Below are 13,512 nucleotides of genomic sequence, written 5' to 3'. Positions count from 1 at the left end.
GCAGGAGCAGGAGCAGGAGCAGGAGCAGGAGCAGGAGCAGGAGCAGGAGCAGGATGAGCCTGAAGCCGAAACGGTCATCCAGGCAAGACTTCCGGAACAAATCGATATCCACTGGCCCGACTCAGCAACAGCTGAATCCACTCAGCAGTCCGAAGATAACTCACCGACAGAGCGGGCAGGCAAAGCCACTGAAAATCCGCCACAGGATGTGGTAGAAGATAATCCACTGCACCTGCAGAGCGACACAACTCTCTTTTATCCCCCCGCCAGACCCCGGCGAAAAACCTGGTTATGGCTGACACTTTCCCTATTGGCTTCCGCTCTGCTGGCTGCACAGTACCTGTATTTTTTCGCCGATGTGATTGGCGAGGATCCGGGCAATCGGCAATGGATAGGCCGCTATTGCGAGGTGGCGGGCTGTGAACTGTCACCCCTGCAGGACCTGAACAAAATCAGCAGCGATCAATTAATGGTCTACAGCCACCCGGATATACCCGATGCCCTGAGCGTAGATGCTGTCCTGATCAATGAGGCCAGCTTTGCACAACCTTTCCCGTCGCTGGTGCTAAGATTTGAAAACCTGCAGGGGGAAATCCTTGCGCAACGCCGTTTTCAGCCCAAAGAATACCTGCACGGAGACCTGGCCGACATGACCATGATGCCCGCCAGACAACCGGTGAAACTTAAGCTGGAGCTGATTGATCCCGGACAGGACGCCGTCAGTTATCTGCTATTCATTCCCAAATAATCTTTATTCCGTCGGCCAAGAGCGGGTATCATCAACACCCCGTTTTTTCCGAGCTTAGATTGAGGCAACCCAACTTGGTGAAGATTGGTCAACATGCGCTGGCATCACGAACCATACTGGCACCCATGGCCGGCGTGACAGATTTGCCATTTCGCCAACTCTGTCGAGCACAGGGTGCTGGCATGGCCGTATCGGAGATGATCACCTCCGATACCCGCCTGTGGCACACCCGGAAGAGCCAACAGCGGCTGATCCACAAGGATGAGCTCTCGCCTAGATCTGTACAGATTGCCGGCAGCATCCCCTCACTCATGGCAGATGCCGCCCGACAAAACAGGGAGCTCGGTGCCGAGATCATTGATATCAATATGGGTTGCCCCGCCAAAAAAGTTTGCAAACGGGCAGCCGGGTCGTCATTGCTCCAGGATGAGAAGTTGGTAGCAGCTATTCTTTCCGCCGTGGTCAGGGCCGTCGACATCCCCGTCACGCTGAAAATTCGCACCGGGTGGGACACTCAAAATCGAAACGCGCTCAACATTGCCCGGATTGCCGAAGACTGCGGCATCCAGGCGCTTGCTGTCCACGGACGCACCCGCGCCTGTCGCTTCAACGGCCAAGCTGAATACGACACAATTGCGAGCGTGGTTCAATCAGTCGATATCCCGGTATTCGCCAACGGTGATATCCGTTCTGCGAAGGATGCCAAAGCAGTGCTTGACCACACCGGTGCCACCGCCGTGATGATTGGCCGCGCTGCCCAGGGCAATCCATGGCTCTTTCGTGAGATCAATCACTACCTGGAACACGGCTCGCTACCGGAATCCCTCTCCGGGCAGGAATTCGCTGCCCAGGTGGTTGACCATATTCGCGCCATACACAGGCACTACGGGGAATATTCAGGTATCCGGATTGCCCGCAAGCATGTGGGCTGGTACGTTGAACGCCTGCCCGGCGGTGAAACCTTTCGCCGGTCTTTCAACCAGCTGGACAACCATAACGAACAAATAGACCACCTGCACACCTACTTGGCAGGACAGAACAATTGGGACCAAGCCGCATGAGCGCCATTGATACATTCACTATCCAGGCCGAGGTAAGTGCCGAGCCATCGGATACCACGCACCATCACAAATCCCTGCGCCTCTGTGTGGAAACCGCACTGCAACAATACTTCCTGCATCTGGACGGACAGCCGACCAATGATTTGTACCAGCTGGTACTTACAGAGGTGGAGGAACCCCTGCTTGAGGCGGTGCTCAGCTATACCCGCAACAACCAGAGCAAGGCGGCAGAAATGCTTGGCCTGAACCGTGGCACACTGCGAAAAAAACTCAAACAATACAATCTACTATAAAATACCAACACTGAGGACCATATGAGCGACTTGCGTAAAGTTTCCCGCGCCCTGATCAGCGTCTCGGACAAGACAGGCATTGTTGAATTCGCTAGGGCATTGTGCAGTCAGGGAGTCGAGGTCCTCTCTACAGGCGGCACCTACCGCCTACTCAACGAGAATGGCATCAGTGTCAGGGAAGTCTCGGATTACACTGGATTCCCGGAAATGATGGACGGCAGGGTCAAAACCCTTCATCCCAAAGTGCATGGAGGCATCCTCGGTCGCCGTGGCACCGATGACAGCATCATGAATGAACATGGCATATTGCCCATCGACATGGTGGTGGTAAACCTCTACCCCTTCGCCACCACCGTGGCCGATCCCGCCTGCGATTTGCCAACCGCCATTGAAAATATTGATATCGGCGGCCCTACCATGGTTCGCTCCGCGGCTAAAAACCACAAGGATGTCGCCATTGTGGTCAATGCCGGCGACTACAGTGCAGTGCTGGATGAAATGCAGGCCAACGGCGGCCAACTCAGTTATGACACGCGCTACAGCCTGATGGTCAAAGCCTTTGAGCACACTGCCGCCTACGATGGCATGATCGCCAACCACTTCGGTGCCCGCCCTTTCAATTTTGAGCCGGGCACCAACGAGAAACGCGACTTCCCCGACACCTTTAACACCCAGTTTCTGAAAATTCAGGAAATGCGCTACGGCGAGAATCCACACCAGAAGGCAGCCTTCTACGTGGAGGCCAGTCCGGCGGAGGCCAGCGTCGCCACCGCCCGTCAATTGCAAGGCAAGGAGTTGTCCTACAACAATATCGCCGACACTGACGCAGCCCTGGAATGCGTCAAGCAATTCGATCAGCCCGCCTGCGTGATCGTCAAACACGCCAATCCCTGCGGCGTGGCCGTGGCAGCGGATATCGGGACCGCCTATGACCTGGCCTTTGCCACTGACCCGGAATCCGCCTTCGGTGGCATTATCGCCTTCAACCGCGAGCTGGATGCGGCCACCGCCGAAGCCATCTGCGAAAAACAGTTCGTGGAAGTCATCATCGCTCCCAGCGTCTCTGATGCGGCAGTGACCGCAGTCAGCAGCAAGAAAAATGTGCGCCTGCTGGCATGTGGCCAATGGGGCAAAACCCGCCCACAGGACTTTGACTTCAAACGGGTTAACGGTGGCCTGCTGGTACAGGATCGAGATAACGGTATGGTCTCCGCCGCCGATCTGAAAGTGGTCACCGACCGAAAACCCACAGATGATGAGCTGGCAGACCTGCTGTTCGCTTGGAAGGTAGCCAAAATGGTGAAATCCAACGCCATCGTTTACGCAAAAAACAACCGAACTATCGGTGTGGGGGCAGGGCAGATGAGCCGCATCAACTCCGCCCGTATCGCCGCCATCAAGGCGGAGCACGCGGGACTGGAAGTGACGGGTGCCGTCATGGCCTCGGACGCTTTCTTCCCGTTCCGGGACGGTATTGATAACGCCGCCACAGTGGGCATCAGCTGCGTCATTCAGCCGGGTGGCTCAATCCGCGACGAGGAAGTGATCGCCGCCGCCAACGAACACGGCATGGCCATGGTGTTTACGGGTATGCGGCACTTCCGTCACTGATAATGCACGATGACGTTACTCCTATCACGTTGATTTTGTGGCGGTTGTGCCCTGCCAACACAACCGTCTCTGTCATTTAAGGCAAGAGAATTACGCATGAATATTCTGGTGATCGGCTCCGGCGGACGGGAACACGCACTGGCGTGGAAAGCAGCCCAGGGCAAGGATGTAGAAATGGTTTTTGTGGCACCGGGCAATGCGGGCACAGCGCGGGAACCGGGTGTCCAGAATGTCGCTATTGATGTCAACGACTTTGCAGCACTGGCAGATTTTGCCCAGCAGAACAACGTCGCCATGACCATCGTCGGCCCGGAACAGCCACTGGTGGACGGCATTGTGGATTTTTTCGCCGACCGCAGCCTGCGGGCCTTTGGCCCCTCGAAAGGGGCCGCACAACTTGAAGGTTCCAAGGCCTTTACCAAGGATTTCCTAGCGCGTCACAACATCCCTACTGCGGAATATCAGAATTTCACTGAGATCGAACCGGCGCTTGCCTACCTGCGCGGGAAAGGGGCTCCCATTGTCATCAAGGCCGACGGCCTGGCCGCGGGCAAAGGGGTCATTGTCGCCAAAACCCTGGAGGAAGCCGAAAACGCCGTGCACGATATGCTGGCGGGCAACGCCTTCGGCGATGCCGGCCATCGGGTAGTTATCGAAGAGTTTCTGGCTGGTGAGGAAGCCAGCTTTATTGTCATGGTGGACGGGGAGCACATCCTGCCAATGGCGACATCGCAGGATCACAAGGCTCGGGATGACGGTGACTTGGGGCCGAACACCGGTGGCATGGGGGCTTACTCCCCCGCGCCGGTGGTGACTCCTGAAATTCACGAGCGCGTCATGGCTGAGGTCATTCAGCCCACTGTGCAGGGGATGGCCGCAGAGGGCAACCGTTACACCGGTTTCCTGTATGCCGGGCTAATGATCATGCCCGACGGCACCCCCAAGGTGATTGAGTACAACTGCCGCTTCGGTGATCCGGAAACCCAGCCGATCATGATGCGGTTAAAATCTGACCTGGTCGCACTCTGTACTGCGGCACTGGACAAGACACTTCACCACTGCACGGTTGATTGGGACCCGCGGGCCGCACTGGGTGTCGTTTTGGCGTCGGGAGGTTACCCAAATGACTACCGCAAGGGTGATGTCATCTCAGGTCTTTCCGCTTCCGGCACAGAAGACAGCAAGGTGTTTCACGCGGGGACCAGAGAGGTTGATGGAGAGGTTGTCACCAACGGCGGGCGAGTGCTCTGCACCGTCGGGCTGGGCAACACGGTCTTTGAGGCCCAGCAGCGAGCCTACCAGCTGGCAGAACAGATTTGTTGGAATGATGTCTATTTTCGCCACGATATTGGCTATCGGGCGATCGCACGGGAGAAGGTTTGAAAGCAAGCTGAGCTACTGCTGCTGACGCTGCAACCAGACCTCAAGGCCCTGAGCATTCAGTTCAAGATCCATGTCAAGATCCTGCTCAATCATCGCCATGTCGGCATCCGGCCAATGAGCCTGTATCCGTGTCAGCGTGAGCGCTTTTATCCGCTTGTAAATCGTGCTCTCCCGCTCTGGCCCAGCCTCCAGAGACAGCGCCATGTCACACCAGACATTTATTTGCTCGCGCAGCGACATCACGTAATTTTCAGGTTCATCCAGCAGGCTGTAGTGGGTGAGATAAACCCGCCGGGGCCGATAACTCATTAGTAAATCCAGCGAACTGAGCAGGCGCTCAGGGGCAAACTGCACTGGTGTTGTGGTGGGCATGATAAACCGATCACTCCCCAGCGCCGGAGTCAGGTAGGCGAGACCAAACGTGTCTCCGGTAAACCAGCCACCACTGACCTTATCCCAAATACAACAATGGTGTTCGGCATGTCCCGGCGTATGACGAAACTCCAGTGTGCGCCCACCCAGATTCAGTCGCAACCCGTCCTCGGCGCTGATGATGCGATCTTCAGGCACAGCCACAAGCTCGCCATACAGCGACCGATAGGTAGACTCCCCGTAGACAGCGATAACACCCGCTACCAGTTTTGCGGGATCCACCAGATGACGAGCGCCGCGGGGATGAACAACCAACCGGGCTTCCGGGTAACGCTGCATTAACAATCCGGCGCCACCGGCATGGTCAAGGTGCACATGGGTGGGAATCACGTAGCGAACAGCGTCTGCCGCCAGACCCAATGAATCCAGTGCCTCACTGATAGCACTCACGGTGTGACTGGTCCCGGTTTCAATAATCGCCACCTCACCGTCGTCCACCAGCAGATAACAACAGGCTTGTCCCGACTTCACGTATTGCGCGTCGATACAATAAATACCGTAACCGAGATGCTGCTGTGGATGACCTATCATCTATTGCCCTCGTGTGTTGATGGAGGATTTTGCTACAATCTTGTCACCATCAACAGTTTAGGGCAAAACCGTGCGCACGAGGCAGCTTACCAAACTCGATCGACTTCTTCTTCAGGTAGACCGCGCCCTTCGCACCCTGGCAGCGGAGCCTCCGGCACCGACCCGCCTGTCACCGGGAAAAACAGCCGACGAGCACACGCTGGATGAGCCTGAAAAGCGGCATGCGATAGGTCTGATGCGAGTCAACCACACTGGAGAGGTCTGTGCCCAGGCGCTTTACCAGGGACAGGCTCTGACGGCCAAACTCTCTTCGGTTCGCACTGAGATGGAACAGGCTGCCGATGAGGAAATTGATCATCTGGCTTGGTGCCAGGACCGGCTCAAGCAGTTGGGTGGACACACCAGCCTGTTGAATCCAATCTGGTACGGCTTGTCTTTTGGAATTGGAGCAACCACCGGACTGGTCAGTGACAAACTTAGCCTCGGCTTTGTGTCAGCCACTGAACAGCAGGTCTGCCAACACCTCAAGAATCATCTCGAAATACTGCCGGGAAATGACACCAAAAGCCGGGCTATTGTGCAGAAAATGCTGGAAGATGAGGGCAAACATGCAGCAGTGGCAAAGGAGGCTGGCGGCCTGGAATTTCCCTCACCAGTGAAGGGCTTGATGTCGCTGATCTCCGGCGCCATGACCAAAACCAGCTACCATATTTAGGACCTGTTAATACGCATTGAATAGCCGCTGTTGTTTACCCAAAATAGTCAACGCGCGCGGGCGGCCTGTCGAGCCTGCTCCTTGATGTCCTGAACAATGCCAATAATCTGATCTTTGACCCATTGGTGAGCCGGCGACTTGATGGTCCGGACATGCTGCACCAATACCACCGGAACGGTATTATCAAACTCCAGTTCTTCCGGGTAGGGTTTACGCACAATACCGTATGACTCACTCTCGATTTTAAGGTCATGCATGGTGGCCATCATCAGGCAATCGGTATGCCACAGGGCATCCATGGCTGTCATCAACTGTGTGGTGACCAGGGTTTTCTGCCGCTTCAGACCATGTTTTGCCAACTCTCGGTCAAACCGGCTCTCGGCATTGGCCGAGATCGGACCCGTCAACAGCAGGTAATACTGAATAAAAGGGTATTCAAGCATTTCCACCAGGGTCAACTTGTCTTTCTTGGCAAGCGGGTGCTCGGCACGCATCCACACGGCTGGCGTGAAACTACCCAGCGGAGTCACATGATATTCACTGCCGTAGGGACGAGAAATTTCGATGGCAAAATCCAGATCACCATCCTCCAGCGCACGTCCTTCTTCCTCGGCCTCACTGGTCAGCGTCAGTGACATTCTCGGCGCTTCCCTGATTATTCTCTGGGTGAGGGTGGGCACCACCTGCACCGCGATGAACTCTGCCGTCATGATGCAAATTTCTCCCTCATAAGTAAGGGGGTCAAATTTGCTACTGGCCACCAAATCCGACACACCCGCCAACAGTGTCGGCAGATGGACAGCCAACTCATTGGTTCTGGGTGTTGGAATCAGCCCTCGCCCACTGCGGATAAACAAGGGGTCATCGAATAGGTCCCGGAGACGCTGAAGGGTTTTACTCATGGCTGGCTGAGTAATGAACAGTCGCTCCGCGGCCCTCGTCACACTGCGCTCTTCCAGCAACACCTGAAGGGCCACCAACAAGTTCAAGTCGACACGGGACAGAATTTTGGTATCCACAAAAACATTCCTATAGATTATGAATACTATTATCTTAATACATTTGAGTCATGGTTAGTCAATGACTATATTGACACTGTACCAAGCGGGGCCAAGACGTAGTTTTCACCAAGCGGCACCCCCTCACCGGTTACCTGGTGTCGCTGAACCCGAAGTCCCGTGAATGTGCCGGATGAGTGAAATACTCCCAGTATTGAATTATCAGGTCATTCAAGTGTAGTTCTCTTACTCCCTCTATATCTTTTTCAGGCAACGCAAGTTGCCTGTTTTTTTGCATGCACAGAAGAAATAAATACAGGGAATGAGTCAGATAAATTTAATACATTTCAATCATGATTAGGCGTGAACTATAGTTAGCCTATTGTTTGTTCAGACAGGTTGGCTTCTCAAACAATCCATTGATACTTTTTATCTCCCTCCTATTTAAAATCCCTTGGGCAGCTTCGCTGCCCTTTTTTTTGCGCGCAAGACACCACCCGGAGAGTCGGGGGAGCTCTTCAACCAGCGCGGGAAGTTTTTGGCGACTGTCAGCCAGAATGGATTTCGTAACTGTGTGTAATTGCGACACCGCCTCTGGTCAACATGATAGACGCGGAACAGTATTTCTCTGCGGACAGTTTTACCGCATTACTCACCAGGTTCTCTTTCAGGCCCCGGCCGGTGACCACGAAGTGGATGTGTATGCTGGTGAACACAGCGGGGACGTCATCCGCGCGCTGCGCATCAATTTCTGCCACACAACCCGTCACATCCTGACGGCTCTTTTTGAGAATATGCACCACATCAAACGATGAACACCCCCCCATACCACAGAGAACCATCTCCATGGGGCGGGCGCCCTGATTTGTGCCACCGTGATCCGGCGGACCATCCATCACGACCTGATGACCAGATTCTGTTTCTGCGGTGAATTTTACATCGCCACCCCAGATGACTTTTGCTCTCATGACGACACTCAATCCAAAAAGTGCCGAAAGGCTAACATAATTGATGTGCCTTTACTCCTAGAATCAACTGACTTGACGCACATGCGTATTGCAATAGGGAGCAACAGGTGATGGTAAAATCTAACTTGGACAGCGAGGCGTTTGTGCCCATAATGGGTGCTCTGTTTGAAAAACCTCGCCATGAGGAGGAAACCAAGTTGGCTCCTGCACCCATCACACCCCACATGCCAAACGCGGAAGCGTTCCTCGCTCACTGCCACCGCAGAAAGTATCCAGCCAAAAGTACCATCATTTACGCTGGCGATGAGGGCGACACCCTCTCCTACATCGTCAAGGGTTCTGTCACTGTCCTGATTGAAGACGACGATGGTCGCGAGATGATTGTGGCTTACCTCAATGAAGGCGACTTTTTTGGTGAAATGGGACTGTTCAAGCAGCCGGATCGAAGCGCCTGGATTCGCGCGAAAACAGAGTGTGAAGTCGGCGAAATCAGTTACGGCAAATTTCAGGAACTCTCCAGACAGCACCCGGAATTTCTATTTGCTATCGGCGTACAACTGGCCAAGCGCCTGCGCGATACCACCCGTAAAGTGGGCGATCTCGCCTTTCTGGATGTTACCGGTCGCGTGGCACGGACACTACTGGATCTGTGCAAGGAGCCCGATGCCATGACCCACCCCCATGGCATGCAGATCAAGATCACTCGTCAGGAAATCGGAAGAATTGTCGGCTGCTCCCGGGAAATGGTTGGCCGGGTACTGAAAACCCTTGAAGACCAGGGGTTGGTGTCGGTAAAAGGCAAAACCATGGTCGTGTTCGGTACTCGCTAATACCGGCTATCTGGTTATATGAAAAAAATTTACCGGGGGCCTGTTTGGCGCTACCCCAATCTAACCCCGCTCGTTACCCCTTCGCCCTGACAGCTCCAGCCTCCCTTAAACTGCCCCAGACGGATACAAAGAATGTCAATGAAAAATGCCGATATTCACTATCCAGTTCCCGGCTCATGTCAGTGCGGAAAAGTAACCTATGAACTGCTGGCTGCACCCATCAAGGTGATCGTCTGTCATTGCCGAGAGTGCCAGAAGCTTTCTACCAGTGCGTTCAGCATCACGGCGATGGTAAAGCGGGACGACTTAAAGATTAACGGAAAGATGCAAGCCTGGGAGCGGTTGGCGGAAAACGGTAACCGAAATTGCGCGACCTTTTGCCCGAATTGCGGCAACCGCATCTATCATTTCAATCCGGCTCAACCGGATATCATCAAACTGAAGCCGGGAACCCTGTCAGACACCCGCATGATCCATCCCGTTATGCATGTCTGGACAAGTGAAAAACAGGACTGGTACCAGATCCCGGAGGGCATCGAGCAACACTGGAAGCAACCCTGGTGACGGCGCTGGGCCTTAATTAAACATTTCCAGCAATTTCAGGCCTGGCTCACCGGCGCGCATAAACGTCTCACCTATCAGAAAGGCATTGACGTCATGCCCTCGCATGGCAGCTACATCATCGATTGTCACAATCCCGCTTTCCGTGATCACAATACGGTCGTCGGGAATTTTTTCCAGCAACTGAAAAGTGGTCTCAAGGGTCGTCTCAAACGTTTTCAGATCGCGGTTATTAATACCAATCATGGGGTTCTCAATCAATAATCCCCGATCGAGCTCCGCCTCATTGTGTACCTCAACCAACACATCCATGCCCAATTCCACAGCAATATCGTGCAGCTCTTCCATCAAGGGCTGCTCAAGCGCGGCGACGATCAGCAGAATACAGTCTGCACCCAGTACGTAGGATTCATAGACCTGATAGGGGTCAACAATGAAGTCCTTGCGCAGCACGGGCAAGCGGGTAGCCTCCCGAGCCATTTTAAGATACTCGTCGGCACCAAGAAAAAAAGCCTCCTCCGTGAGCACGGAAAGACAGGCCGCCCCGCCTTTTTCATAACTTCGCGCAATGCTCACCGGATCAAAGTCTTCCCTGATAAGACCCTTACTGGGAGAGGCTTTCTTTACCTCGGCAATCACCGCTGCAAGCTCCTGGTCAAGCTTGTGTTGCAGTGCCGCGGAAAAACCGCGAATTTCACGCGGCTCCCGGCACTGCTCTCTGAGCTCGGCCATTGAAACCTTTGCCTTGCGAAGCGCAACTGATTCGATCTTGCGATCGAGAATTTTTTTTAGCACCGTCGGTGTATTCACAGCAGCACTCATCATCTAACCAGCTCCTTGAGACAGCGGGTGAACGCTGCCAGATCATCCATCTTGGCCCTTGCCAGGCCGCTGCCTAGTGCATCCTGCGCCAGGCTGACACCTTCTGCCAGATCTGCGGCAACTCCCGCCACATATAGTGCAGCTCCTGCGTTCAGGGCCACCATATCGGAGGCGACTCCACCTTTTTTGGATAGCGCAGATTTGACCATTTCCAGGCTCTCTCTGGCATCGTTGACTTGCAAACTGACCAGCGATCCCCGTCGCAAACCGAATGTCTCCGGGCCAATCGTATATTCGACAATCTCTCCATCCTTCAACTCCGCCACCACGGTATCGGCGGCAATACTGATTTCATCGAGACCGTCTTCAGCATGGACCACCAGTACATGCCTGGCACCCAGCTCACGCATCACCTCGGCCACCGGTTTCAGCCAATGGCGGTCATAGACACCCAGCAACATATTCGGCACTCTGGCCGGATTGGTCAGGGGGCCAAGCAGGTTGAAGACCGTCCTCACACCCAGCTCACGCCTGGGACCGATGGCATACTTCATGGCACTGTGGTGGTTCACCGCAAACATAAAACCAATGCCGACCTCTTCCACACAGAGCGCCACCTGCTCGGGCGAAAGGTCAAGCTGCACCCCCGCACATTCCAGCAGATCGGCACTGCCGCTTTTGCTGCTCACCGAACGGTTGCCATGCTTGGCCACCCGTGCACCGGCCGCCGCCGCCACAAAGCTGCTGGCAGTGGAAACGTTAAAGATTCCAGCATTGTCGCCACCGGTACCGACTATATCGACCAGATGATCGCCGGTGATTGCAACCGGTGTGGCCAGCTCACGCATCACCTGCGCAGCGCCGGTTATTTCTGCAACCGATTCCCCTTTCATGCGCAATCCCACCAGAAAACCGCCAATTTGTGCGGCCGTGGCACCACCGGTCATAATCTGTTGCATCACCGCTCGCATCTCGCCGCTATCGAGGTCCCGACGCTCAAGGATACTGGCTATCGCTTGTTGTATATCCATCTTCTTCAGCCCCGGAGAAAGTTTTGTAGCAGGTCGTGACCGTGCTCGGTGAGAATGGATTCCGGATGGAACTGTACCCCTTCAAGGGCATAGTCGCGGTGGCGCAGGCCCATGATTTCATCCACCTGACCATCTTCGGTCCGCGTCCATGCAGTAATCTCGAAACAATCCGGCAGCGTCTCCCGCTCCACCACCAGCGAGTGGTAGCGCGTAGCCTCGAGTGGATTGGACAGACCCCGAAACACCCCGGTATCTGCATGATAGATAGACGAGGTTTTACCGTGCATCACCTGTCGCGCGCGCACCACTCTGGCACCAAAAGCCTGGCCAATACTCTGATGGCCCAGACAGATGCCCAAAATTGGAATTTTACCGGCAAAGGTTTTCACCAGCGCCACAGAAATACCCGCTTCATTCGGGGTACAGGGGCCGGGAGAGATCACGATTTTTTCTGGCGCCAAAGCTTCCACCTCGGCAATGGTTATTTCATCGTTACGAAATACCTGCACCTCCGCCTTCAGTTCACCCAGGTACTGAACCACGTTGTAGGTAAAGGAGTCGTAATTATCGATCATGAGTATCATGGAGAAAAATATCTCTTTATTTTCAATAAGTTAATTCCATTTAACACGTTTTATTTATAGTTTCCAGTCGATCACAGCATGGCTGTTTGGAGCGGTGACAAAGCGCGGGAAGAACAGCAACCACTGACACCTTTTTATCGAAAGCATCAACACAATGCATCGCTGATCAAAACAGGGCGGGGCAGGGGCACGGACCTGGATCAGGTTAATCGAACCAAGCGAAGACACCCTTGCAACCGGCCTCGCAAAACGGCTGCGATTATAGCATGGCAAGACTCTTGACCGTCTACGGACGCTCCCCCTGCAACGCAACGTCACCCCGGCGAGAAACAACGCATTTGGTCATAGAGATTGTGGTGGCAGAATTGAGCCATCCACATCACTTCAAAGCACATGACATAGAAGTAAATAATGAACACGGGTTGACCGCTGACAGATGCAGCCATAATATATGGTTATTCGAATATACAAATATATTAGGGCGCTTAACAGGTCAAACAATGACAAGAAATGAAAAAGATAAAAAAATTCGCAGAGCCTGAAGGGGTATGCCTCATGGAAGCTGACCAATTTTACAAATGCCTGGCAAACGAGACTCGGTTGCGCTGCTTAATGTTACTGCTTGCCAGGGACGAGCTTTGTGTCTGTGATATTGCGGATGCACTGGACGCCTCACAACCCATGACCTCGCGCCATCTGGCCCAATTGCGGACCTGTAACCTGGTGAGCGATCACCGAAAGGGGCAGTGGGTCTACTACAGCCTCCACCCCGGTCTGGAATCGTGGCAACGGGCGGTACTGGCCACTACACAAGAAGGGCTCGGGACAGAAGCCCCCTTCGGCGAGGATCTGTCGCGCCTTCAGGCTATTGAGCGGCAGAACAGGAGCTGTTGCTGAGAGTTACTATTGAAATATTACTGACTGCAGGCCGCAGTCACGTGCCA

General features: G+C 54.3%; 15 protein-coding genes. 9 read left to right on the top strand and 6 right to left on the bottom strand.

Annotated elements, in window-relative coordinates; genetic code table 11:
* The 5 genes from AACZ64_RS12255 to purD form a co-directional block, all read left to right on the top strand.
* A partial coding sequence (locus AACZ64_RS12255; RefSeq protein ID WP_339640220.1) for a DUF3426 domain-containing protein occupies window positions 1-748 on the top strand: 748 nt, incomplete at its 5' end.
* Window positions 749-822: 74 nt separating this feature from the next.
* On the top strand, window positions 823-1,809 hold the full coding sequence (gene dusB / locus AACZ64_RS12250) for a tRNA dihydrouridine synthase DusB (RefSeq protein WP_036859028.1): 987 nt from the start codon (window positions 823-825) through the stop codon (window positions 1,807-1,809).
* Entirely contained in the window at window positions 1,806-2,102 is a 297-nt protein-coding gene (gene fis, locus AACZ64_RS12245) for a DNA-binding transcriptional regulator Fis (RefSeq protein WP_036859026.1), read from the top strand. Before dusB ends, fis begins: the two co-directional genes overlap by 4 nt.
* Before the next feature lie 21 nt (window positions 2,103-2,123).
* Window positions 2,124-3,713 (top strand): bifunctional phosphoribosylaminoimidazolecarboxamide formyltransferase/IMP cyclohydrolase, encoded by a 1,590-nt coding sequence (gene purH / locus AACZ64_RS12240; RefSeq protein WP_293615395.1) that lies wholly within the window; start codon window positions 2,124-2,126, stop codon window positions 3,711-3,713.
* A gap of 96 nt (window positions 3,714-3,809) precedes the next feature.
* Window positions 3,810-5,096, top strand: coding sequence for a phosphoribosylamine--glycine ligase (purD, locus tag AACZ64_RS12235; protein ID WP_293615394.1), 1,287 nt, complete (start codon window positions 3,810-3,812; stop codon window positions 5,094-5,096).
* A gap of 12 nt (window positions 5,097-5,108) precedes the next feature.
* On the opposite strand, the gene AACZ64_RS12230 is transcribed toward purD, so the two are convergent.
* Complete coding sequence (locus AACZ64_RS12230) at window positions 5,109-6,059, bottom strand: MBL fold metallo-hydrolase (protein WP_293615393.1); 951 nt, start codon at window positions 6,057-6,059, stop codon at window positions 5,109-5,111.
* Window positions 6,060-6,129: 70 nt separating this feature from the next.
* Here AACZ64_RS12230 and coq7 point away from each other — a divergent pair, with 70 nt between their 5' ends.
* Complete coding sequence (gene coq7, locus AACZ64_RS12225) at window positions 6,130-6,774, top strand: 2-polyprenyl-3-methyl-6-methoxy-1,4-benzoquinone monooxygenase (RefSeq protein WP_339640217.1); 645 nt, start codon at window positions 6,130-6,132, stop codon at window positions 6,772-6,774.
* Between the two features lie 47 nt (window positions 6,775-6,821).
* Here the strand turns inward: coq7 and AACZ64_RS12220 are convergent, their stop codons facing one another.
* Both AACZ64_RS12220 and AACZ64_RS12215 read right to left on the bottom strand, forming a co-directional pair.
* Complete coding sequence (locus AACZ64_RS12220; RefSeq protein ID WP_293615391.1) at window positions 6,822-7,793, bottom strand: LysR family transcriptional regulator; 972 nt, start codon at window positions 7,791-7,793, stop codon at window positions 6,822-6,824.
* 527 nt (window positions 7,794-8,320) lie between these two features.
* On the bottom strand, window positions 8,321-8,740 hold the full coding sequence (locus tag AACZ64_RS12215; RefSeq protein ID WP_293615390.1) for an OsmC family protein: 420 nt from the start codon (window positions 8,738-8,740) through the stop codon (window positions 8,321-8,323).
* Between the two features lie 224 nt (window positions 8,741-8,964).
* On the opposite strand from AACZ64_RS12215, the gene crp reads away from it, so the two are divergent.
* Window positions 8,965-9,570 (top strand): cAMP-activated global transcriptional regulator CRP, encoded by a 606-nt coding sequence (gene crp / locus AACZ64_RS12210; RefSeq protein ID WP_293615398.1) that lies wholly within the window; start codon window positions 8,965-8,967, stop codon window positions 9,568-9,570.
* 132 nt (window positions 9,571-9,702) lie between these two features.
* Window positions 9,703-10,134: a GFA family protein gene (locus tag AACZ64_RS12205; protein WP_293615389.1), complete on the top strand. Its 432-nt coding sequence runs from the start codon at window positions 9,703-9,705 to the stop codon at window positions 10,132-10,134.
* A 12-nt stretch (window positions 10,135-10,146) separates the two neighbouring features.
* On the opposite strand, the gene trpC is transcribed toward AACZ64_RS12205, so the two are convergent.
* The 3 genes from trpC to AACZ64_RS12190 are packed head-to-tail and all read right to left on the bottom strand — an operon-like array spanning window position 10,147 to window position 12,568.
* Complete coding sequence (trpC, locus tag AACZ64_RS12200) at window positions 10,147-10,953, bottom strand: indole-3-glycerol phosphate synthase TrpC (protein WP_339640224.1); 807 nt, start codon at window positions 10,951-10,953, stop codon at window positions 10,147-10,149.
* Complete coding sequence (gene trpD, locus AACZ64_RS12195) at window positions 10,953-11,984, bottom strand: anthranilate phosphoribosyltransferase (RefSeq protein ID WP_339640214.1); 1,032 nt, start codon at window positions 11,982-11,984, stop codon at window positions 10,953-10,955. Before trpD ends, trpC begins: the two co-directional genes overlap by 1 nt.
* A 5-nt stretch (window positions 11,985-11,989) precedes the next feature.
* Window positions 11,990-12,568 (bottom strand): aminodeoxychorismate/anthranilate synthase component II, encoded by a 579-nt coding sequence (locus AACZ64_RS12190; RefSeq protein WP_339640212.1) that lies wholly within the window; start codon window positions 12,566-12,568, stop codon window positions 11,990-11,992.
* Window positions 12,569-13,123: 555 nt separating this feature from the next.
* Here AACZ64_RS12190 and AACZ64_RS12185 point away from each other — a divergent pair.
* Window positions 13,124-13,465, top strand: a complete 342-nt coding sequence (locus AACZ64_RS12185) for a metalloregulator ArsR/SmtB family transcription factor (protein WP_293615386.1) — start codon at window positions 13,124-13,126, stop codon at window positions 13,463-13,465.
* The last annotated feature ends 47 nt before the right edge of the window (window positions 13,466-13,512 follow it).

Origin of the sequence: uncultured Porticoccus sp., assembly GCF_963975625.1 — a bacterium.
Lineage (GTDB): Bacteria > Pseudomonadota > Gammaproteobacteria > Pseudomonadales > Porticoccaceae > Porticoccus.
The sequence above is the reverse complement of the archived record's forward strand: the minus strand, read 5'-3'. Positions and strand labels throughout refer to the sequence as shown.